At 69.1% G+C, this 22,977-nt stretch carries 9 protein-coding genes; 4 read left to right on the forward strand and 5 right to left on the reverse strand.

The window, feature by feature from the left end; genetic code table 11:
• Nucleotides 1-63: 63 nt before the first annotated feature.
• Together PJ250_RS09245 and PJ250_RS09250 are read left to right on the forward strand one after the other, a co-directional pair.
• Entirely contained in the window at nucleotides 64-9,789 is a 9,726-nt protein-coding gene (locus tag PJ250_RS09245; protein ID WP_271648285.1) for an Ig-like domain-containing protein, read from the forward strand.
• The gene (locus PJ250_RS09250; protein ID WP_271648286.1) at nucleotides 9,786-13,445 is read left to right on the forward strand and encodes a porin family protein; all 3,660 of its coding nucleotides are present in this window, start codon (nucleotides 9,786-9,788) and stop codon (nucleotides 13,443-13,445) included. Before PJ250_RS09245 ends, PJ250_RS09250 begins: the two co-directional genes overlap by 4 nt.
• A 242-nt stretch (nucleotides 13,446-13,687) precedes the next feature.
• Here PJ250_RS09250 and PJ250_RS09255 read toward each other — a convergent pair whose 3' ends face one another.
• Nucleotides 13,688-16,636 carry an L-glutamate gamma-semialdehyde dehydrogenase gene (locus tag PJ250_RS09255; protein ID WP_271648287.1) on the reverse strand — a complete coding sequence of 983 codons (2,949 nt, stop codon included), beginning with the start codon at nucleotides 16,634-16,636 and terminating at the stop codon, nucleotides 13,688-13,690.
• A gap of 93 nt (nucleotides 16,637-16,729) precedes the next feature.
• Here PJ250_RS09255 and PJ250_RS09260 point away from each other — a divergent pair, with 93 nt between their 5' ends.
• Nucleotides 16,730-17,209, forward strand: coding sequence for an Lrp/AsnC ligand binding domain-containing protein (locus PJ250_RS09260; RefSeq protein ID WP_271648288.1), 480 nt, complete (start codon nucleotides 16,730-16,732; stop codon nucleotides 17,207-17,209).
• Between the two features lie 138 nt (nucleotides 17,210-17,347).
• On the opposite strand, the gene PJ250_RS09265 is transcribed toward PJ250_RS09260, so the two are convergent.
• The 4 genes from PJ250_RS09265 to PJ250_RS09280 all read right to left on the reverse strand — a co-directional run bounded on the left by PJ250_RS09265 (nucleotide 17,348) and on the right by PJ250_RS09280 (nucleotide 19,497).
• On the reverse strand, nucleotides 17,348-17,773 hold the full coding sequence (locus PJ250_RS09265) for an organic hydroperoxide resistance protein (protein WP_271648289.1): 426 nt from the start codon (nucleotides 17,771-17,773) through the stop codon (nucleotides 17,348-17,350).
• A gap of 75 nt (nucleotides 17,774-17,848) precedes the next feature.
• On the reverse strand, nucleotides 17,849-18,313 hold the full coding sequence (locus PJ250_RS09270; RefSeq protein ID WP_271648290.1) for a MarR family winged helix-turn-helix transcriptional regulator: 465 nt from the start codon (nucleotides 18,311-18,313) through the stop codon (nucleotides 17,849-17,851).
• A 55-nt stretch (nucleotides 18,314-18,368) separates the two neighbouring features.
• Complete coding sequence (locus tag PJ250_RS09275; protein WP_271648291.1) at nucleotides 18,369-18,848, reverse strand: tRNA (cytidine(34)-2'-O)-methyltransferase; 480 nt, start codon at nucleotides 18,846-18,848, stop codon at nucleotides 18,369-18,371.
• A 166-nt stretch (nucleotides 18,849-19,014) separates the two neighbouring features.
• Complete coding sequence (locus PJ250_RS09280) at nucleotides 19,015-19,497, reverse strand: hypothetical protein (protein WP_271648292.1); 483 nt, start codon at nucleotides 19,495-19,497, stop codon at nucleotides 19,015-19,017.
• A gap of 445 nt (nucleotides 19,498-19,942) precedes the next feature.
• Here PJ250_RS09280 and PJ250_RS09285 point away from each other — a divergent pair, with 445 nt between their 5' ends.
• Entirely contained in the window at nucleotides 19,943-22,813 is a 2,871-nt protein-coding gene (locus PJ250_RS09285) for a M16 family metallopeptidase (RefSeq protein ID WP_271648293.1), read from the forward strand.
• The last annotated feature ends 164 nt before the right edge of the window (nucleotides 22,814-22,977 follow it).

Consider the following 22,977-nt stretch of genomic DNA (forward strand, 5'->3'; position numbering starts at 1 on the left):
CGCCGGCCTTTCCAACCGCAGCCAGCGCGCCCGAACGCGATCGCCCGGCGGCGCGCGGGCTGCATGCTGTGGCTGACAGTTCTGCTGCTGATGCCGGCCATCGCAGCCGCGCAGACCTATCCGACCACGCTGTCCAACACCGCCAGCCTGACCCTGCCGGCGGACACCACCGACCCGAATACCAGCAACAACAGCGCCACCGACCAGAATGCGTTGGCGCTGCAGGCCGACCTGTCGCTGAGCAAGACCCTGCTGAGTGCCACGCCGGTCGCCGTGGGGGGGGGCGTCCGCTACCAGATCGCGGTGTCCAACCTCGGGCCGTCGCGCGCGCCGGGCGTGACCTTGAGCGATGCGGTCCCTGCGCAGCTGCAGAACGTCACCTGGACCTGCGCCGCCGGTAGCGTGGCATCGGCCTGTGGTGCCCCCAGTGGGAGCGGCAGCGTGTCCCTGCAGTTGGATGTCGGGCCGGCCGACACCGTCACCGTGGTGGTCAACGCCACGGCCCCGACCACGACGCCGGCGACCATCGGGGCCAACACGGCCAGCCTCAGCCTGCCGCCCACCATCACCGACCCCGACCCGGGCAACAACACGTCCACCTCGCCGGCCGTGCCGGTGACTCCGGACAGCATCGTTGCCAACGATGACAGCCTCGGCCCGGTGCAGGGGCGCGCCGGCAGCGCGAACGCCGGCAACGTGCTCACCAACGACACCCTGGCCGGTGCGTCGGTCAGTCCCGGCACGGTCACGCTCAGCCTGCAGACGCCCCCGTCCATGCCCAGCATCACCCTGGACACGGCGACCGGCGTGGTGTCGGTCGCGGCAGGCGCTGCGGCAGGCAGCTATCCGCTGGTCTACCAGATCTGCCAGACCAGCGACCCATCCAACTGCGACATCGCCTCGGCCACCATCGTCGTGGCGGCCGCGACCCTGGTGGCGAACAATGACACCGCCGGTCCGGTCGACGCGGCCAGCGGGGCGACGGCGGTCATCAACGTGCTGGGCAACGACACCCTGGGCGGGGCGGCGGTCAACGCCGCCGAGGTCACGTTGACGTCCACCCCGGTCGGCCCGGTCACCATCAATGCCGACGGCAGCGTTGATGTGGCGCCCGGTGCCGCGGCCAACACGTACACGCTGAGCTACCAGCTGTGTGAAGTCCTCAATCCCAGCAACTGCGCCAGCGCCACGGTCGTGGTCACGGTCGCCGCGACCGCACCGACGATCGACGCGGTCGATGACGGCGGTACGGTCGGCGGCGCGGCGGGCGGAACCGCGGTCGCCAACGTACTGGCCAATGACACGCTCGGCGGTGTGCCGGCTCAGGCGTCCAGCGTCGTGCTGACCGTGCAGGGCGGCTCGAATCCGAACGTGGTCCTCGACCCGGCCACGGGTGCGGTCACTGTCGCCGCCGGCACCGCGGCGGGCAGCTACAGCGTGCTGTATCGCCTCTGCGAGGCAGGCGCGCCGACCAACTGCGACGACGCCGACGTGGTGGTGACCGTCACCGCCGCCGTGCTGGTCGCCAACGATGACGCCGCCGGTCCGGTGGATGCGGCCACCGGTGCGACGGCGGTGAGCAACGTCCTGGACAACGACACCGCCGATGGCGCGGCGCTGACGCCCGGCGCGGTGACGCTGACCTCCACGCCCAACGGCCCGGTCAGCATCAACGCCGATGGCACGCTGGACGTCGCCGCCGGCGCCATGCCGGGCACCTACACAGTGAGCTACGCGATCTGCGAGGTGCTCAACCCCTCCAACTGCGCCAGCGCGCAGGCGGTGGTGACCGTCGCGGCGTCGCCTTCCGCATTGGACGCGGTCGATGACGCGTTCACCGGCCTGGCCGGCAACGCGAGCGTCGGCAACGTGCTGGTGAATGACAGCCTGGCCGGCGCCACCCCCACGGCTTCCAACGCGGTGCTCACCCAGACCAGCGGCGGGTCGGCGATCACCATCGCCCCCAATGGCACGGTTGGCATCGCCGCAGGCACCGCATCGGGCACATACACCGCGACGTATCAGCTGTGCGAGGCGGCGGTGCCCGCCAACTGCGATCCCGCTACGGTCACGGTGACCGTCAGCGCGCCGCCGGTCACCGTGCATGCGGTGGACGATGCGGTCTCCAGCCTGGCCGGCAACGCCAGCGCCGGCAACGTGCTGGGCAACGACAGCGTCGATGGCGTCGGCGCGACGACGGCCAATGCGACGCTCACCCAGACTGGTGGCGGGCCGGCGATCGCCATCGCGGCCGACGGCACCATCGGCGTGGCTGCCGGCACCGCGGCCGGCACCTACACGGCGACCTACCAGCTGTGCGCGCAGGCCTCCCCGACCAGTTGCGACACCGCGACGGTCACGGTGACCGTCAACACCGCACCGCCGGCGGTCGATGCCGTGGACGATGCGTATGCCGTCGTCGCGGGAGGCAGTGCCAGCGGCAGCGTGCTGGACAACGACACCGTCGGCGGCGCCACCGCGACAACGGGTAACGCCTCGCTGAGCCAGACCGGCGGGCAACCGGCGATCACCCTTTCCGCGGACGGCACCGTCAGCGTGGCGCCGGGGACGTCGCCCGGCACTTACGTTGCCAGCTACAGTCTGTGCGCGCAGGCCGCGCCGACCAGCTGCGACACGGCGACTGTGACGGTCACGGTGACGGCGGCACCGGCGGTGGTGGACGCGGTGGACGATGCGTTCTCCGCCACGGCGGGGAGCAGTGCGGGCAACGTGCTGGGCAACGACACCGTCGATGGTGCCGCGGCGACCACTGCGACGGTCAGCGTGAGCCAGACTACGGGCGGGCCGGCGCTGAGCATTGGCGCCAATGGCGTAGTCACCGTGGCGGCCGGTATGACAGCCGGCACCTATACCGCCAGTTATCAGCTGTGCGAGCTGGCGTATCCCGCCAACTGCGATACCGCTGCGGTGACCGTCACCGTCGTGGCGACGGTCGCGCCGATCGACGCGGTGGATGACAGCTTCCACATTGCCGCAGGTGCGGCCAGCGCCGGCAGCGTCCTGTCCAACGACGAGGTGGGTGGAAGCCAGGCCACCTCGCTCAACGTCACCCTGAGCCAGATCAACGGTGGCCCGGTGCTGACGATCAATCCGGGCACCGGCACGGTCAGCGTCGCCGCGGGCACGGCCGCCGGGAACTACACCGCGACCTACCGGATCTGCGATATCGCCTCGCCCGGCGACTGCGACAGCGCGACGGTGACGGTCAACGTGCCGGCACCCGTGCTGGTGGTCGACGCCGTCCATGACGTGTTCTCTGCCAGCGCGGGGTCGATGGCCGGCAACGTGCTGGACAACGACACCCTGGGTGGCACACCGGCGACACCCGGCATCGTAGCCCTGACCCAGCTGGGCGGCACCCCGGCGATCGTCATCGCCGCCGACGGCACGGTCACCGTGGCGGCCGGCACGGCTGCAGGCAGCTACACGGCTAGCTACCAGCTGTGCGAGACCGCGGTGCCGACCAACTGCGACACCGCCACGATCACGGTCAACGTGAGCGCCACGGTAGCCATCGTCGCCAATGACGATAGCTATTCCAGCGCCATCACTGGCACGGTTGGCAACGTACTGGACAACGACAGCGTCGGCGGCGCGGTCGCCACAACGGCCACGGTCAGCCTGGTGCAGACCACCGGCGCGCCGGTGCTCTCCATTGCCGCCAACGGCAGTGTGAGCGTGGCTAGCGGCGCGCCCGCGGGAATCTACACCGCGACCTATCGCATCTGCGATATCGACGATCCCAGCAACTGCGACACCGCGCAGGTCAGCGTGACGCTGACGACAGTCGCAGCGGTGGTCGACGCGGTGAGCGACAGCTACTACGTGGCGGCGGGGACCGCGAGCATCGGCAATGTGCTGGACAACGACACCGTCGATGGCGTGGCGGCCAGCGCAGCCACGGTCAGCGTTACCCAACTGGCAGGAAGCCCGGATCTGGTGATCGGCAGCGACGGCGCGCTGGCGCTGTCCAACGCCGCTGGCGGGACCTACACCGCTAGCTACCGGATCTGCCTGGTCAGTGATCCGGGCCATTGCGACACGGCAAGTGTGCAGGTCACCGCGGCCGCGGCCATCGTCGCGGCTGATGATGCCTTTGCTGCGGCCGCCGGCACGGCCAATGCCGGCAATGTGCTGGACAACGACACGCTTGGCGGCGCGCCGGCGACCACCGGGACGGCCACGGTCACCCAGCTCGGCAGTGGGCCCGCCGTGCTGATCGCCCCAGACGGAACGGTCTCGGTCACGACCGGGGCGGCGGCGGGGACGTACACCGCCACCTACCAGCTGTGCGAGACCGCCGTGCCGTCGAACTGCGACACGGCCAGCGTCAGCGTGGTCGTCAGCAGCGCCAGTGTTGTCCTGGCCGTGGACGACACCTTCTCAAGCGTGGCCGGCAACGCCAGCGTCGGCAACGTGCTGGGTAACGATACGGTTGACGGCGCACTGGCGACCACGACCGAGGTCAGCGTCAGCCAGCTGAGCGGCAGCCCGCAGCTCACCATCGACAGCAGCGGCGTGGTCGGCGTCGCTGCCGGAACCGCGCCGGGCAGCTATACAGCGACCTACCGGATCTGCCTGCTGTCCGACGCCAGCGTCTGCGGCACCGCCACGGTGACCGTCACCGTGACCGCTGCCGTTGTGCCGATCGATGCGGTGGACGACAGCTTCAGCGCGTCGGCGGGCACGGCCAACGTGGGCAACGTGCTGGGCAACGACACCGTGGCCGGCGCGCCGGCCACCCCGGCCAATGCCACGGTGGTCCAGCAGGCCGGATCGCCGGAACTGCTCATCGCCGCCGATGGCACCGTCTCGGTGGCCGGTGGCACGGTCACAGGCACCTACTCGGCCAGTTATCAGCTCTGCAGCATTGCGGCACCAGGCGACTGCGATACCGCCAGCGTCACCGTGTCGGTCACCGCGATCCCGGCGGTGGCCGTGGATGCGGTGGATGACAGCTACGTGGTCACCACTGGCGCGACCACGGTCGGCAACGTGCTGGTCAATGACGCCGTGGACGGCGCGGTGGCTTCGGCGTCCAGCGTCGACCTCACCCAGACCGGCGGCACACCGGCAATCAGCATCGCGGCCGATGGCACGGTCACCCTGGCACCGGCCACGCCAGCGGGTAGCTACACCGCCACTTACCGGATCTGCGAGGCGGGCGATCCGGGCAACTGCGACACCGCGACGGTGGCCGTCACGGTCAACGATGTCGCCCCGGCCATCGTGGCGGTGGACGATGGTTTCTCCCTCGCCGCAGGCGGCACCAGCGCCGTCAGCGTGCTGGGCAATGATTCGGTCGGTGGCGTGGCGGCCACGCCGACCAACGTCAGCTTCACCCAGAGCAGCGGCGGACCAACGCTGACCATCGCGGCCGACGGCACGGTGGCCGTGGCCACCGGGACCGCGCCAGGCAGCTACACGGCGACCTACCAGATCTGCGCCGTCGCCAGTCCAACCAGCTGCGCCACCGCGACGGTGACCGTGACCGTGACGGCGGCGGCGAACCCGGTCCTGGCCCAGGACGACGCGTTCGCTGCCACGCCAGGCGCGCCGGATGCCGGCAACGTACTGCTCAACGACACGCTGGGAGGCGTGCCCGCGACGCCGGCGACCGTCACGCTGACCCAGCTTGGCGGCAGCCCGGTGGTGTTGATCGCCAGCGACGGGACGGTCTCGGTCGCGGCGGGCACGGCGGCCGGATCGTATACGGCCACCTACCGGTTGTGCGAAACCGCCAGCCCATCCAACTGCGACACCGCCACGGTCACGGTGACCGTCAATGCGACGGCTGCGGCCATCGGCGCGCTGGACGACAGTTTCGGCGGGTCGGCGGGCAGTCCGGCCATCGGCAATGTCCTGGGCAACGATCAGGTGGATGGCGCGGCGGCCACCACCGCCACGGTGACCCTGACCCAGCTGGGCGGCGGCCCGGCCATCGCGATCGCGACCGACGGGACGGTGTCCATCGCTGGCGGGACCAGCGCCGGGACCTACACCGCCAGTTACAGGATCTGCGTCACCGCGCAGCCCACCGTCTGCGATACCGCCAGTGTGACGGTCACGGTGACCGTGGCGGAAGCCGTGATCGTGGCGGTGCCCGACAGCTTCTCCGCCACCGCCGGCACCGCCAATGCCGGCAGCGTGCTGGTCAATGACACGGTCAACGGCGTGCCCGCATCGCCCGCCAGCGTGACGCTGGGCCAGACCGGGGGTGCGCCGGCAGTGAGCCTGGCCGCTGATGGCACCGTCTCGGTCGCGGCTGGCACCGCGCCGGGCAGCTATCCGGCCAGTTACCAGATCTGCCAGGTCGACGCGCCCACCAACTGCGCGACCACCACCGTGACTGTGGTGGTCAATGCGACCGCGCCACCGGTCGAGGCGGTGGACGACGCCTTCAGTGCCAGCGCCGGTACGGCCAATGCCGGCAACGTGCTGGTCAACGATACGGTCGCCGGTGCCACGGCCACTGCGGGCACCGTGAGCCTGAGCCAACTCGACGGCGGGCCCGCGCTGCTGGTCGCCGCCGACGGCGGGGTGGCGGTCGCTGTGGGCGTCGCGGCTAGCACCTACACGGCGCGTTACCGGATCTGCGTGACCGCCTCGCCGACCGAGTGCGCGACCGCCACCGTGACCGTGAACGTCGGTGCGACGCCGGTCGTGGTCGATGCCGGGGACGATGTGCTCACCAGCGCGCCGGGCAATCCCAATGCCGGTAACGTGCTGACCAACGACACGTTGGATGGCACGCCCGCGACGCCGGCCACCGTGACGCTGACCCAGCAGGGCGGCGGCCCGACGATCGCGCTCGGCGCCGATGGCACCATCGCCGTGGCGGCCGGCACGCCGCCCGGCACCTATACGGCCACCTACACCCTGTGCGCGGCCAGCCAGCCGGCCCGCTGCGACACCGCCAGCGTCACGGTGACGGTCACCGCCAGCCCGGTCACGGTGGTCGCGGCCGACGACAGCTTCACGGTGCCGCCCGGCAGCACCACCGCCGGCAACGTGCTGGGCAACGACACGGTGGCCGGCGCCGCAGCCAGCCCGGCCAACGCGGTGCTGGCCCAGACCGGCGGTGGCCCGATGATCACCCTGGCGCCCGATGGCTCATTGGGCATCGCTACCGGCACTGCGCCTGGCACCTACACGGCCAGCTACACCCTGTGCGAGGCCGCAACGCCGGCCAATTGCGATACCGCCACCGTGCAGGTCACCGTCAGCGCGGCGACGGTCGTGGCCAATGACGACACCGGCACTCCGGTCACCGGCGCCAGCGGCGGTGCCGCGGTGGCCAACGTGCTGGTCAACGACACGCTCAATGGCGCCGCCGCGACGCTGGCCATGACCACGCTGACCCAGGTGTCCTCGACCAGCCCCGGCGTTACGCTGGTGCCGGCGACCGGTGCGGTGAACGTCACGGCCGGGACCGCATCAGGCAGCTACACCCTGGTTTACCGCCTGTGCGAGACCGCGACCCCGGCCAACTGCGATACCGCGCAGGTCAGCGTCGTGGTGCAGGCCGCAGCGCTGGCCGCCAACGACGACCGCGTCGGGCCGGTGAATGGCGCGGCGGGGGCTCGGGACGTGATCAACGTCTTGGCCAATGACCAGTTCAATGCCCAGCCGGCAACCACCGCCAACGTGACCCTGGCACCCGTGTCGCAAGGGCCGCTGTCCATCGACGCGAACGGCCTGCTGGACGTAGCGGCCGGAACGGCGGCGGGCACCTATCTCATCACCTATCGGATCTGCAGCGTCACCGACCCGGCCAACTGCGACACCGCCACGGCCACCGTGACGGTGCAGCCCGCGCTGCTGCAGGCGGTCGACGACACGGCGCAAACCCCGCAGAACACCGGACAGCTGATCGCCGTCCTGGGCAACGACACGCGCGGCGGCGGCGCCCTGAATGCCAGCACGGTGAACATCACCCAGGTCACCAGGCCAGGCTTCGGTGCGGCGGCCAGCAACGGGCAGGGCGGCATCGTCTACACCCCGCAGGCCAATTACAGCGGCAACGACAGCTTCCAGTACACCGTGTGCGAGACGGCCAGTCCGACCAACTGCGCGACCGCCACGGTCACCATCACCGTGCTGGGAAACCGGATCACGCTCAATCCCGACACCGCCGAGGCGACATCGGCCGCAGCGGTGGAGAGCGCGACGTCCGAGCCGGTGCTGATCAATGTCCTGGGCAACGACACCACCACCGGCGCGCCGCTGGATCCCGTCTCGCTGTCGCTGGCCACCCCCGCACAGCACGGCACGGTCAGCTGCGATGCGTCAGGCTGTACCTACACGGCCAACCGGGGCTTTGTCGGCACCGATCGCTTCACCTACCGCGTCTGCGATCGATCCACTCCCACGCCGCGCTGCGGGACCGCGGCGGTGACGATCGACGTGGAGAGTCCGGACTTCATCGTCCGACTGCAGCTGTCGGTTGCCGAGCGCATGGTGAGCGTGGGCGACGTGGTGCGCTACACCGCGGTGGCCGAAAACGTCGGTCGCACCCAGCATTTGGACGACGAAGTCATCATCGTTCCGCCTGCGGGCTTCACCTATGTCGAAGGCACGATGCGCCTGGACGGCACCTTGCTGTCGGCCCGCCAGGCTACCGCGCAGGCGCAGGCCGTGCGCCGCAGCAGTCCGGTTGCCGCCGCCGCGCCGCCCACCGCGGCCGACCTTCCCAGCCCCAACGCGCGGGTGACGACCAGCTCGCCGATCACCATCAGCGGCGTCAATTTCGATCCTGGGCAGGCGGTGACCTTCTCCTATTACCTGCGTATCGGCGCGGCCGCGGGGACTGGCGTGCACGTCAGCCAAGGCGTGGTCCGCGAAGGCCCGGAGGAGGCTGAAGTGCAGATCAGCAACTGGGCCAGCGCCGAGGTCGAGATCGAAGGCGAGCCACGGCAGGAAGAGAGCCTGGTCCTGGGCTCGGTGTTCAACGATCTGGACGGTAACGGCGTGCAGAGCGCAGGCGAGCGCGGCATCGCCGGCGTGCGTATCGGGTCGGTCGAAGGCCTGGTGACCACCACCGATGGCCAGGGCCGGTTCCACATGATCGGCATCGATGCGGGCAACGCGCTGCGCGGGCGCAACTACATCCTCAAGGTCGATGCCGCCACGCTGCCGCCGGGCACCACCTTCACCACGCCCAACCCGCGCGTACGCCGGATCACCGCTGGACTGCCGGTGCGCTTCGACTTCGGCGTCCGCGTGCCGCAGCGGACGGCGCAGCAAGACCCTGCCATGCGCCAACTCACCCTGTCGCCGGCCTTGTTCGACCCGACGGGGCAGGCCGAAGCGGCCCATGCAGCCACTTGGGCGGAGATCGCCGCGCAGCTACGGCAGTCCCCGGCCGACGTCACCGTGGTGCTGGATGCCGGCGGCGCAGCGCCTGCGGTGGCACGCGCGCTGGCGGCACAGGCCGCGCTGCGTGCGGCGGGCGCGGACAGCGATGCCGTGGTGGTGCGCGACCCGCAGCGCGGTGCGCGGGTCCGGCTGACCAACGGGCAGGCGACGCTGTCGGAGACCTGCTTCGATGGCGATGCATTGGCCGATGACGCATCGGCCCTGCTGCGCGCCCTCGGCGAGGCATTGGCCGAGGGCCGGCTGACAGCCGTGCAGGCCAGCGCGGTCGACCCGGTGCACCTGCAGGCGCGACAGGCCGCGCTGGACGCCCATCTGCCGCAAGGGCCACGCGTGCTGCCGGCCGCCGGTCGCGATGTTCCGGCTGCGTCGACCACGGGGGGCACGCCATGAAGCGCCGCCGTCTCTCCGGCCCGCTGCTGGTGGTGGTCGTGACCATCGCTCCGGCGCTACGTGCCCAGCAGGTGCAGCCGCAGGTCACCGACTGCCAGATGCCGCCGTGCCCGGCGCCCGCGCCGCTGTACACGATCAGCGATCCCGACCGGACCATCGTGCAGCCCGGGACCGGGAGCGATCCCCTGGCGCCGACCCAAGCCACCACGCCCGAGGCCTACACCAGTAGCCCGAGCCCGGTCGCGATGCCGGTGGGCGGCGCGCTGGAACTGCCCGGCGGCGGCGTGCTGTGGGCGACAGAGGATCCTGCCCTGGCCGAGCCGGTGCTCAACGTGCAGGCCGGGTCGATGATCCCGTTCGAGGCAGGCCGCATCACCCGGGCGGTCCGCTTCCACAGCTACAGCAACTACACCGCTTTCATTGACCGGCTGCAGGTGAGTGTCTATCGCGCCAGCGACACCGACCTGGTGACGCCGCTGGCCACGGTGAACCTGCCGGTGACGCCGCTGGGCGACGCCACCTGGGATGGCACGCTGCCCGAGCGCCTCAACCTGCGCGAAGGCGATGCGCTGCTGTATGTGGCGCGCGCCTATGGCGCCGGCGGCGCGTTCGACGAAACACGTGCGCAGCGCATCGCGCTGGTGACCGAGGCTGACTACGCGCGCGGCACCGAACTGGCCAGCACCACCGCGCTGCGCCAGGACGGCCAGGCGCTGGGCGGCGAGGCCGCGCTGGACCAGTCGCTCACCGACGCGGTCTACGGGGTCAACGGACTGCGCCTGCAGAACATCGCCATCCGCGGCTCGCGTGTGCGCATCCAGGGCACCGACATCCCGCGCGGCACGCGCTTGAGCATCGACGGGCGGAACTTCCCGGTGCTGCCGGACGGGCAGTTCGCCGCCGAATTCCTCGAGCCAGTGGGCGCGCATCGCTACCAGGTGCAGGCCATCGCGCCGGGCCAGGCGCCGGTGCGCGAGACGGTCGATGTGCAGGTCAGCGGCACCTATGCCTATGCGGTGGGCATCGCCGATGTGACCCTCTCGCGCAACACGGCCAGTGGCAATACCGAGCCGATGGCGGCCGACGATGGCAGCACCGGTGACGGATTCCTCAAAGAAGGCCGGCTGGCGTTCTATGCCAAGGGCAAGTGGCGCGGGAAGTATCTGATCACCGCGCATGCCGATACCCAGGAGAAGCAGCTGGAGCATCTGTTCGATGGCTTCTTTGAGGCCGAGGCCGACGACGTCTTCTGGCGACTCGACCCGGACTTGTACTACCCGACCTACGGCGACGACTCGGTGACTTATCGCGACGTGGACACGCAGGGCAAGCTCTACGTGCGCGCCGAGTGGGACCAGAGCCAGGCGCTGTGGGGCAACTTCGCCACCAACTTCTCCGAGACCGAATACGGCCAGTACAACCGCGCGCTGTACGGCGCGGCGCTGGATTGGCGCTCGCGCGCGACCACGCCGCTGGGCGAGGCGCGCAGCCAGGTCAAGGCGTTCGGCTCGCAGGCGCAGACCGCGCTGGGCCACAGCGAATTCCTCGGCACCGGCGGCAGCCTGTATTACCTGCGCCACACCGACGTGCTGCGCGGCTCCGAGCAGGTCACCATGGAGGTGCGCGATCCCACCACCGGCCTGACCGAGGCCAGCGTCGGCCTGCAGCGCGGCGTGGACTACGAGATCGACGAACTGCAGGGACGCCTGTTCCTCACCCGGCCGCTGGCGCAGATCACCCGCGAGAACGTACGCAGCCTGACCCGCGACACGCCGCTGGATGGCTATGAGCAGATCCTGCTGGTGGACTACGAGTATGTGCCAGACAACTTCGACACCGACGACCTCAGCCGGGGCGTGCGAGCCAAGCGATGGCTGGGCGATCACTTCGCGGTCGGCGGCACCTACGTCGACGAGAGCCGCGGTGGTGATGACTACACGCTGAGAGGCGCCGACGTCACGCTGCAGGCCGGGCGCGGCACGTATCTGAAGGCCGAGCTGACCCGCACCGAGGCCACGGCCGCGCCGATCTTCTATTCGGACAATGGCGGCCTGAGCTTCATCCAGCGCAATCCTGACCAGGGCGACCGCTCCGGCCAGGCGTGGGCGGTGGAAGGACGCGCCAATTTCAAGGAACTGGGCTGGACCGAGCGCGAGTGGACCGTGGGGGCCTGGTGGCATGAGGTGGACGCGGGCTTCTCGATCTCGCGCTACGACACCGGTCAGCCGGTGACCGAATACGGCGCCGAGTTTCTGGGCTATGTCACCGACGACTTCAACCTCTACGGGCGCTATACCCGGGCCGAACTGGGCGCGCAGTCGCTGAGCCAGACCCAGCTCACCGCCGACTGGCGCCTGGGCGACAAGGCCACCGTGGGCGGCGAGCTGCGCCGGGTGGAGGAGCGCGGCACTTCCACCCCGTCAGATGCGATGCTGGGGGCGCTGAGCTATCGCTACCGGCTGACCCGCGCGCTGGAGTTGTATGGCGTGGGCCAGCTGACCCTGGACGACGATGGCGGCGCCTACGCCCGTAACAACCTGCTCACGGTCGGTGCCGAGTACCAGTTCGGTGACCGCTCCACCATCGGTGGCGAACTCAGCGGCGGCAGTCGTGGCCATGGCGCGCAGGTGCAGGCCGAGTACCGCGTCAACCGCGACCAGACCGTATACGGCGCCTACCGCTACAGCAGCCATCAACTGACCGACGCGCTCTGGTACGACAGCAGCACCACCGCGCAGAACGGCTGGACGCTGGGCCAGCGCTGGCGGGTGACCGACCGGCTCAACGTCTACAACGAGAGCCAGCAGCTCAAGGACATCGACAGCGAGACCTCCGGGCTGACCAACACCCTGGGCCTGGACTACGCGCCGGCCGATGGCTGGACGATTGGCGGCACGCTGATGGACGGGCGCCTGGACTCTGCCAGCGGGCAGGTGCGGCGCCGCGCCTACAGCGTCAGCGGCGGGCGCAATGATGCGCGTACGCAGTGGTCGAGCAAGCTGGAATACCGCCGCGACAGCGGCGCCGAGCAGCGCACCCAGTGGGTGACCACCAACCGCCTGGCGATCAAGCTCAACGAGGATTGGCGCCTGGCCGCGCGCGCCAACTACGCCGATACCGATGACAAGCTCAATCCGCAGGCCGGCGCCAAGCTGGTGGAGAGCAACGTCGGCTTCGCCTGGCGCCCGCACGACAACACGCGTTGGGCGGCCTTCGGCAAGTACACCTATCTCTACGACGTGGCCTCGCTGGGCCAGGTGGGGGGACAGACCTATGACCAGCGCTCGCACGTGCTCTCGCTGGAGGGCGTGGTCCAGCTCAACGAAGACTGGGAACTGGCCGCCAAGCTGGCCGCGCGCCGAGGCGAGCAGCGCCAGGGCCGTGGCACTGGCGACTGGCTGGACAACCGCACGCAGTTCAGCGCCCTGCAGCTGCGCTATATGTTGGTCGCCCAGTGGGAGGCCATGGCCGAATACCGCGTGCTCGACGTGCACGACGGCGGCAAGCGCATCGGCTGGCTGGTGGGACTGGATCGGCAGGTCGGCGAGAACTTCAAGATCGGGATCGGCTACAACTTCACCGAGTTCAGTGACGACCTGACCGAGCTGGAGTACGACCAGCGCGGATTCTTCCTCAACCTGGCGGGCTACTACTAAAAAAAAGCCCGGCCTGAGAAGGCCGGGCTTCAGCGCGATGCACGATGGGAGAGAGGTCATCGCGTCGCGTGCGTTCGCCAGAGCCACCCCAGCGAGCACGGGACCAAGTCTCCTCCCCCAAAGAGAAATCAAACGTTAATTTTTGAACTTAACGGTTTATGAATTCAGGCGGCAGTTCAGGACCTCAAGAATCCGTGTCAGCCGTGCGTCGCGATGTGTCATCGGCTGTGACGCCTGCAGGCTCAACGGCTCCCCATCAGCAACTCAACATCACCCCCGGCAGCGGTGGTATTGATCGTCACCACCGACTCGGCGCAGAAGCGCGGCAGGTAGTTGGGGCCGCCGGCCTTGGGCCCGGTGCCAGACAGGCCCTCGCCGCCGAACGGCTGCACGCCGACCACCGCGCCGACCATGTTGCGGTTGACGTAGACGTTGCCGACCTCGGCCTGCGTGGCGATGGCCTGGGCGCGGGTATCGATGCGGGTCTGCACGCCCAGGGTCAGGCCGTAGCCCAGTGCATTGATGCGTTCGACCAGGGCCTCGACATCGCCCTTCCAGCGCAGCACCTGCAGCACCGGGCCGAAGATCTCCTCGCGCACGTCCTCCAGGCGCTCGACCTCGAACGCCACCGGCGCGATCGCGGTCGCGGGCGCATCGAAGGCCAGGGGCGCCCGCGCGATCAGTCGGCCGCGTCCTTCCACTTCGGCGATCTGCCGTTGCAGCGTATCGAAGGCGTCCTGGTCGATCACCGGGCCCAGGTCGGTGGCCAGGTACGCCGGATCTCCCACGCGCAGCAGGCCGATGGCCCCGGCGAGCATGTCGATCACGCCGTCGGCGATGTCCTCCTGCACGCACAGCACGCGCAGGGCCGAGCAGCGCTGGCCGGCGCTGCGGAAGCTGCTCTGCACCACCGCGTCGATGACCTGCTCGGGCAGGGCGGTGGCATCGACGATCATCGCGTTGAGGCCGCCGGTCTCGGCGATCAGCGGCACGATCGGGCCGTCCTTGTCGGCCAGGGTGCGGGCGATGGCCTTGGCCACCGCGGTGGACCCGGTGAACACCACGCCGCCGGTCTTCGGGTGGGCGACCAGCGCCGCGCCGGTCTCGCCGGCGCCGTACACGCCGGCCAGCGCATCGGCCGGCACGCCGCAGCGGTGCAGCAGCTCGATCATCGCCGCGCCCACGCCCGGGGTCTGTTCGGCCGGCTTGGCGGCCACCGCATTGCCGGTCACCAGCGCGGCCACGACCTGGCCGGTGAAGATCGCCAGCGGGAAGTTCCACGGGGAGATGCAGACCCACACGCCGCGTCCGCGCAGGGCATAGGTGTTGCGCTCGCCGGTGACGCCCGGGAGGACCTGCGGGGCCATCAGGGTGCGTGCCTGGGCGGCGTAATAGCGGCAGAAGTCCGCGGCCTCGCGGACCTCGGAGACCGCATCGCCCCAGGTGCGTCGGCCCTCGCGCACGATCAAGGCGCACCACTGGGCCAGATCGCGTTCCAGTACATCGGCGGCCTGCTCCAAGGCGGCGGCGCGGGTCTCCACCGGCGTGGCGTTCCAGGCCTTCTGGCCGGCGGCCAGGCGCTGCATCAGCGCGTCGATCTGGTCGATCGGGGTCAGCGCCGGCGCGGGCAGCGATGCCTGGGCGTAAGCGGCGGTCAGCGCCTGGGCCATGTCCGCATCGGCGGTGTCGGTACCGGCGGTATTGCGGCGTGCGCCCAGGATGTCCAGCGGCAGGGTCACCGCGCTGTCCGCGGTGACGTGCAGCGGCGAGGTCACCAGCGCACTGGCCGGCAGCGTGTCATCGGCCAGCTGGTGGACGAAGGAGGAATTCGCCCCGTTCTCGAGCAGGCGACGCACCAGGTAGGCCAGCAGGTCCTTGTGCGGGCCGACCGGCGCGTACACGCGCAGGCCCACGTCCGGGTATTGCCGGTGCGCGGCGTCATGCACGGCCTCGCCCATGCCGTGCAGGCGCTGCAGCTCGAACGGCACACCGGCCGCGCGCGCCAGATGCAGCACGGCGGCGATCGTCCCGGCGTTGTGGCCGGCGATCTGCGGGTAGATCGCGTCGGGCATGCCGAACATCGCCTGCGCGCAGGCCAGATAGGACAGGTCGGTGTGGTGCTTGTGGGTGAACACCGGAAAGGCGTCCAGGCCCAGCTCCTGCGCGCGCTTGATCTCGTAGTCCCAGTAGGCGCCCTTTACCAGGCGCACCATGAAGCGCAGCTTGCAGGCCCGCGCGATACGCGCAACCTCCTCGATCGTCTCCAGCGCGCGGGTCTGGTAGGCCTGCACGGCCAGGCCAAAGCCATTCCACTGCGGATACTTCGCCGACACATGCCGGGCAACGGCTTCCAGCACGTCCAGCGACAGGGCCAGGCGTTCGCTTTCTTCCGCGTCGATGGTCAGGTTGAGGTCGGCCTGGGCCGCAACCTCGGCCAGCTCGCACACGCGGGGCACCAGGTGCGCCATGACGTGGTCGTGCTGCACGGCCTCGTAGCGCGCCTCGATGGCCGAGAGCTTGATCGAGACACCGTCGGCCTGCTCCACCGGCACGCTGCGGTCGCGCCTGGAGGCCAGCGCGGCGATGGCCGCGTGGTATTTGCGCATGTAGGTCTGCGCGTCCGCATCGGTGCGCGCGCCCTCGCCCAGCATGTCGTAGGAAAAACGCAGGCCCTTGCGCGCCTTGCGCTGCTTGCGGGCGTCATCCAGCGCCTCGTCCAGGGTCTCGCCCATGACGAACTGTTTACCCATCAGCTGCACCGCGCGCACCGTCGCGGCGACCACCGCCTTGGCGCCCATCCTGGAGAAGAACCCCGCCTTCTGGCCGTCCTCGCCCAGCATCTTCTTGGACAGGCTGATGGCTTGGTTGGACAGCGTGGCCAGCCAGGACTGCGAGGCGCCGGAGAAATCGGCGCGGCCCAGTTGGTCGGCGGTCAGGGCCATGGCCGTGTCGGCATCGGGCACGCGCAGCAGGGCTTCGGCCAGGCGCATGAGGGCCAAGCCTTCGGCGCTGGAGAGCGGGAATTCGCGCAGCAGCGTTTCCATGGCGAAGGCCGAGGGCTTGGATGCGCGGACCTGGCCGATCCAGCTGATCGCATCGCCGCTGGCCAAGGCCCAATCCAGTCCCTGCAGGCGCTGCAGCAGCGCGGTGGTGACCTCGGCTTCAGGACGATAGGGACTAGGTAACCGCATGATTGACCACCTGTTAGCGAGGGTGCTGGAGATGTGCCATTCTCATCCCGGATTCGCCGTGCTTTGTTCGGTTGACGGGACTATGATCCGGCGATGAGCCAACTTCCTGCTGCGCTGGACCGGACCGACCGCAGAATCCTCGCCCTGCTGCAGCAGGACGGCCGGATCACCAATCTGAAGCTGGCCGAGGCGGTGCATCTGTCGCCGACCGCGACCCTGGAGCGGGTGCGGCGGCTGACCGCCGAGGGTTACATCATCGGCTACCGGGCGCGGCTGAATCCGCAGAAGCTCGGCGCCGGGATGCTGGTGTTCGTGGAGATCCTGCTGGACCGCACCACCCATAACATCCTGGAGCAGTTCCAGGCCGCGATCAAAGACCAGCCCGAGGTCATGGAATGCCATCTGGTGGCCGGCGGCTTCGATTACCTGATCAAGCTGCGCGCGGCCGACATGGCCGACTACCGCGAGCTGGCCGGCCGCGTGCTGTGGAAGCTGCCGGGCGTGCGCGAGGCCCGGACCTACGCGGTGATGGAAGAGGTCAAGAACAGCGCGGACCTGTATCTGGATATCTGACAGGTCTGCGCGTGGGGGCCGCCACGGCGGCGATGTGGCTTCCCCGGTGAAGCTTTCGCCGCCATGGCGACTCCCACGTAAGACAGAGACGGCGCCTTGCGGCGCCGTCTCTGTCTTTCGCAATGTGCAGCGCCTGGATCAGACCAGGGTCAGCACCACGTCCACGTTGCCGCGGGTGGCGTTGGAGTACGGGCAGACCTGGTGGGCGGTGTCGACCAGCTTCTGCGCCACTTCGCGCTCCATGCCCGGCAGCTCGATCTTCAGTTCGACAGCGATGGCAAACGCGCTGCCGGCCGGGCCGATGCCAACGTGGCTTTCGATGGCGACGTCATCGGGCACCTTGATCTTCTCGCGCGCGCCCACCGCCTTCATGGCGCCGATGAAGCATGCCGCGTAGCCGATGGCGAACAGTTGCTCGGGGTTGGTGCCCGGGCCGCCGGCGCCGCCGAGTTCCTTCGGCGTGGACAGCTGCAGGTCCAGCGGACCCTCGGGGGTGATGCCGCGGCCTTCGCGGCCGCCCTTGGCGATGGCGGTGGCGGTGTAGAGGATCTTGTCGGGTTGCATGATGAACTCCTTGGTTGTATGCGATTGAATCGCGTGCGATTTGATGGGTGGAGCGAGGGAGCGGGGTGGGGTGAATCAGGGAGCAGGAGCGGCGCGGCCGAGCTTGTCGCGCAGGTCTTCGAGCTGGGTCTTGAGCTGCACCAGCTGGTCCGGGCTGCAATCCATGGCGCAGAACAGGCCTTCCGGGACCGCCTGCGCCTGCGTGCGCAGGGCGCGACCGGCGTCGGTCAGGTGGATCTCGACCTGGCGCTCGTCCTGTACGGCGCGGGTGCGCGTCAGCAGACCAGCGACCTGCAGGCGCTTGAGCAGCGGCGTCAGCGTGGCCGAGTCCAGGAACAGCTTCTCGCCGATGGCCGACACCGTCTGCCCATCGCGCTCCCACAGCACCAGCATCACCAGATACTGCGGATAGGTCAGGCCCAGCTCGGCCAGCAGGCCGCGGTAGGTGCGGCTGAGCGCGAGGTTGGCCGAATACAGCGCAAAGCACAGCTGGTTGTCCAGCTGCAGCAAATCGCGGGTCGGGAGGTCCTGGGAGGCCATGGCGCGTAATTTATATCGCACGCGATTCAATTGCAAGCGATGCGGCGCTAGGCGTTCAGCTGCCGCCGACGAAGCCCTGCTGGCGCCAGGCTTCGAACACCATGATCGCCACGGTGTTGGACAGATTGAGGCTGCGGTTGTCCGGCCGCATCGGCAGGCGCAGGCGCTGTTCGTCCGGGACCGATTCGAGCACCTCGGCCGGCAGGCCGCGGGTCTCCGGGCCGAACAGGAATGCGTCGCCCGGGCCGTACGCGACCGCGTCATAGCGATGGCGTCCGCGGGTACTCAGGCAGAACAGGCGGCGTGGGGCGATGGCCGCCAATGCCGCCGGCAGGTCGTCGTGCACCTGCAGGGCGGCGTACTCGTGGTAATCCAGCCCGGCGCGCTTGAGCTGGCGATCTTCAAGAGCGAAACCGAGCGGGCGGATCAGGTGCAGGCGTGCGCCGGTGTTGGCGCACAGCCGGATCACGTTGCCCGTGTTGGGCGGGATCTCGGGCTGGTAGAGCAGGACATCGAGCTGGAACGGGGCACTCATGCGGTGCGCACAACGGTTGCAGCGATGGCGGAACTGAAGCGTTGAATCGACATCGAGGTCACAGGTCGGAAAAAGCGGCCTGCGCAAGTCTAGAGGCTGGTGGCCTCCTTCACGGCAGGCGGGCGCGGCGCAGGGGATAGCGCACGTCGTGCCCGCACTGCGGCGCTCAGCGGGTGGCAACCTCGCGGGCGATGCTGCCGGCACGGGCGATCTGGCTGTCGATCTGGCGGGTGCCGGCCTGCACGGCGCGGGCCTCGATATCGGCGACCTGGCCAGCCTGATGGGCCAGGTAATAGGCCAGATCGTCGGCCGTCGGGCGCACGGTCACCGCCGCCAGGGTCACCACGCGCTGGGCGCCCTGGGCCGCGTGGTAGTAGGCCAGGTCGGCCATGTCGGGGTGCACCGTCACCGCCGGCAGGTCGACGACGCGCTGGCTGCCGGCGGCTTCGAAATACGCGAGGTCGGCCGGATCGGGGCGGACGCTGACGCTCGGCAGGTCGACGATGGCCGGAGCCGAGGTGCTCGCCGCGAGGGTGCTGGCGGTGCCGAGGGTCGGCTGCGAGTCAGCGCGCTGGGACAGGACCATCGAGCCGGCGCACAGGGCGAACAGGGTGGCGGCGGTCAGCGGCAGCAGGACGTTGGTGTTCATGGTTGCTCTCCTATCGGTGTAGTTGCGTGGTGTGGTAGTAAGGTAGAACACCTAATCAGCAAGATCAAGCCGGGATTGAAGAAATCCCTCATGCATTCATTTAATGTTCAGCAAATGGACTGAGCTGGCTGGGTGCAGGTTTATTGAAGCAGGCAGCGTGCCAATCACATCCTTTTGTTTTTGTTGGATTTCTTATGGGCTGGCCGGCTGTCCGGTGTCCGCTACGGTGTCCGCGAACACCTCGTCCGATGCGGTGTCCGCCCGCAGGGTTTGAATCGAGCGACGCGCGCCGTGGTGCTGGGCGGCGGCTTGGGATGGTTGACGGTCGTGACATCCATGGCTTAAGGCCTAGTGAAATCGCCGTCGCCGCGGCCTAGCATCGTTGGCCGATTCCCCCGTTCCGCAGGCGTCGTCTCGTCGCGGGCTTATATAGACAAGGAGTTCCATGCGCATTTCGACGCGTCCCCAGATCCGCCTGCTTTCCCTGGCCCTGTCCACCGCCCTGTTGGGGGGCGTGACCGCCACGGCGGGCGCCCAGGCGCCGACCGCCGCCACCGCGCCGGCCAAGGTCGACATCCCCTACGAGCAGTTCACCCTGCCCAACGGCCTGCGCGTGATCGTGCATACCGACCGCAAGGCGCCGATCGTGGCGGTGAACCTCTGGTACCACGTGGGCAGCAAGGACGAGCCGGCCGGGCGCAGTGGCTTTGCGCATCTGTTCGAACACCTGATGTTCAACGGCAGCGAGAACGCGCCGGGCGAGTATTTCGCCCCGTTCGAGCAGGCCGGTGCCACCGACATGAACGGCACCACTAATTCGGACCGCACCAACTATTTCGAGAACGTGCCGACCACCGCGCTGGACATGGCGCTGTGGATGGAGTCCGACCGCATGGGCCACCTGGTCGGCGCGATCGACCAGAAGACGCTCGATGAGCAGCGCGGCGTGGTCCAGAACGAAAAGCGCCAGGGCGAGAACCAGCCCTATGGCCAGCTGCGCGAAGTCGTCGCGCACACCATGTATCCGGACGGCCACCCGTACCACCACACCACGATCGGCTCGATGAAAGATCTCAACGCCGCCTCGCTGGATGACGTCAAGCGTTGGTTCAAGACCTGGTACGGGCCTAACAACACCGTGCTAGTGCTGGCCGGCGACATCGACCTGGCCACGGCCAAGGAGAAGGTCGCCAAGTACTTCGGCGACATCCCCGCCACCCCGACGATGGCCCAGCCCAAGGTCGACCTGGCGGTCCTCAAGCAGTCCGGGCGCACCGTGCTGGAAGACAAGGTCCCGCAGGTGATGATCCAGCGCATCTGGAACACCCCGCAGGCCGGCACCCGCGATTCGGACCTGCTGGACCTGGTGTCCGACGTGCTGGGCGGCAGCGCCAGCTCGCGCCTGGACGCGCGCGTGGTCCACCAGGACCAGCTGGCCGACAGCATCGGCACGGCCAGCTACAGCCAGCAGCTCAGCGGCACGTTCTTCATCCGCACCATGGTCAAGCAGGGCGTGGACGAGGCGAAGGTGGAGTCGGTGATCGATGAGGAACTGCAGCGCCTGATCACCGAAGGTCCCACCGAGGAGGAGCTGGAGCGCGCAAAGACCAACTACCGTTCTGGCTTCATTCGCGGGATCGAGCGGATCGGCGGCTTCGGCGGCAAGGCCGACGCGCTGGCGTCGTGCGCGACCTTCACCGGTGACCCGGGCTGTTTCCGCGAATCGCTGGCCAACGTGCAGTCGGCCACGCGTGAGCAGGTGCGCGAGGTGGCCGCCAAGTGGCTGGGCAAGCCGAGCCACACCTTCGTGGTCGAACCGGGCGAGCGCAAGCCGCTGGACGAGGCGGACACGGTGAAGGCCGCGCCGCTGCCGTTGCCCAAGCCCGATCCCAAGTACGCCACCGAGGCCACCGGCGTGGACCGCAGCAAGGGCGTGCCCAAGGTGACGAGCTTCCCGGACCTGAAGTTCCCGGCACTGCAGCACGCCACGCTGAAGAACGGCAGCACCGTGGTCCTGGCCGAGCGCCACGACATCCCGGTGGTCAACATCAGCTACGAGTTCGACGGCGGATATGCCAGCGATGCCGGTGGCAAGCTGGGCACGGCCGGCTTTGCCAACGCGATGCTCGACGAGGGCGCCGGCGACCTGGGCTCGCTGGCGTTCAAGTCGCGCGCCGAGGAACTGGGCGCCAAGCTGGGCGCCGACGCCTCGCTGGACGGCGCCAGCGCTTCGGTCTCGGCACTGAAGGAGAATCTGGACGCCTCGATCGGCCTGTTCTCGACCATGCTGCGTGACCCGCGCTTCGACCAGTCCGAGATCGACCGGGTCAAGGCCCAGTGGATCGCCGGCATCGCCCAGGAAAAGGCGCGTCCGCAGACTGCGGCCCTGCGCGTGCTGCCGCCGCTGCTCTATGGCGACGCCCATCCTTACGGCATCCCGTTCACCGGCAGCGGCACCGCCGCGGCGATCAACTCCATCGACCGCAACGACCTGCTCAATTACCAGCAGCAGTGGCTGCGCCCGGAGAAGGCCACGGTCATCGTGGTCGGCGACACCACGCTGGGCAAGATCGTGCCGATGCTGGACAAGTATTTCGGTGACTGGAAGGGGACTGGCACGGCCAAGGCCGGGGTGGCGATCCCGGAGGTCAAGCGCCCGGCCAAGCCGCGGGTGTTCCTGATCGACCAGCCCGGTGCGGTGCAGGCCAATATCTATGCGGGCGAGCTGATGCCCTCCACCAAGGACCCGGGTGCGGTGAAGCTGGAGATGAGCAACGAGGTGCTGGGCGGCTCGTTCACCTCGCGCATGAACATGAACCTGCGCGAAGACAAGCACTGGTCCTACGGGGCTCGCACCGTCCTGGTCGGCGCGCTGGGCCAGCGCCCGTTCCTCTCCGTGGCTCCGGTGCAGATCGACAAGACCGCCGAGTCGGTGGCCGAGATGCAGCGTGAGATCGCCGACTACACCACCGGCAAGGCACCGGCCACCGCGGCTGAAGTCGACAAGGTGGTGGCCAACGAGCTGCGCAGCCAGCCCGGTGCCTATGAAACCGCCTCGGCGGTGATGGGCACCATTGGCAGCATCGTGCGTTACGGGCGCCCGGACAATTGGGTGCAGGTGCGCAACGCACAGGTCGAGGCCTTCACGCCGGAACAGGCCAACGCCGCGGCCAGGGGCATCGACCCCAACGCGCTGACCTGGGTGATCGTGGGCGACCTGTCCAAGATCGAGGCGCCGGTGCGCGCGCTGAAGCTGGGGCAGGTCAGCGTGATCGACGCCGACGGCCATCCGGTGACCAAGACGCCGGCCAAGTAAGCCGACGGCTGGTGTGATCCGAAAGCCCCGGCCCGCCGTGTGCGGGCCGGGGCTTTTGCGTGTTGGTGGGAGTCGCCATGGCGGCGACGTCGCGTTTCCCGCCGAGGCCTGATCGCCACTGCGGCGGCTCCACCCCGCCGGCCTTGTCTTCCCCATTCATCCTG

Origin of the sequence: Pseudoxanthomonas sp. JBR18, from assembly GCF_028198165.1 — a bacterium.
Classification (GTDB): domain Bacteria; phylum Pseudomonadota; class Gammaproteobacteria; order Xanthomonadales; family Xanthomonadaceae; genus Pseudoxanthomonas_A.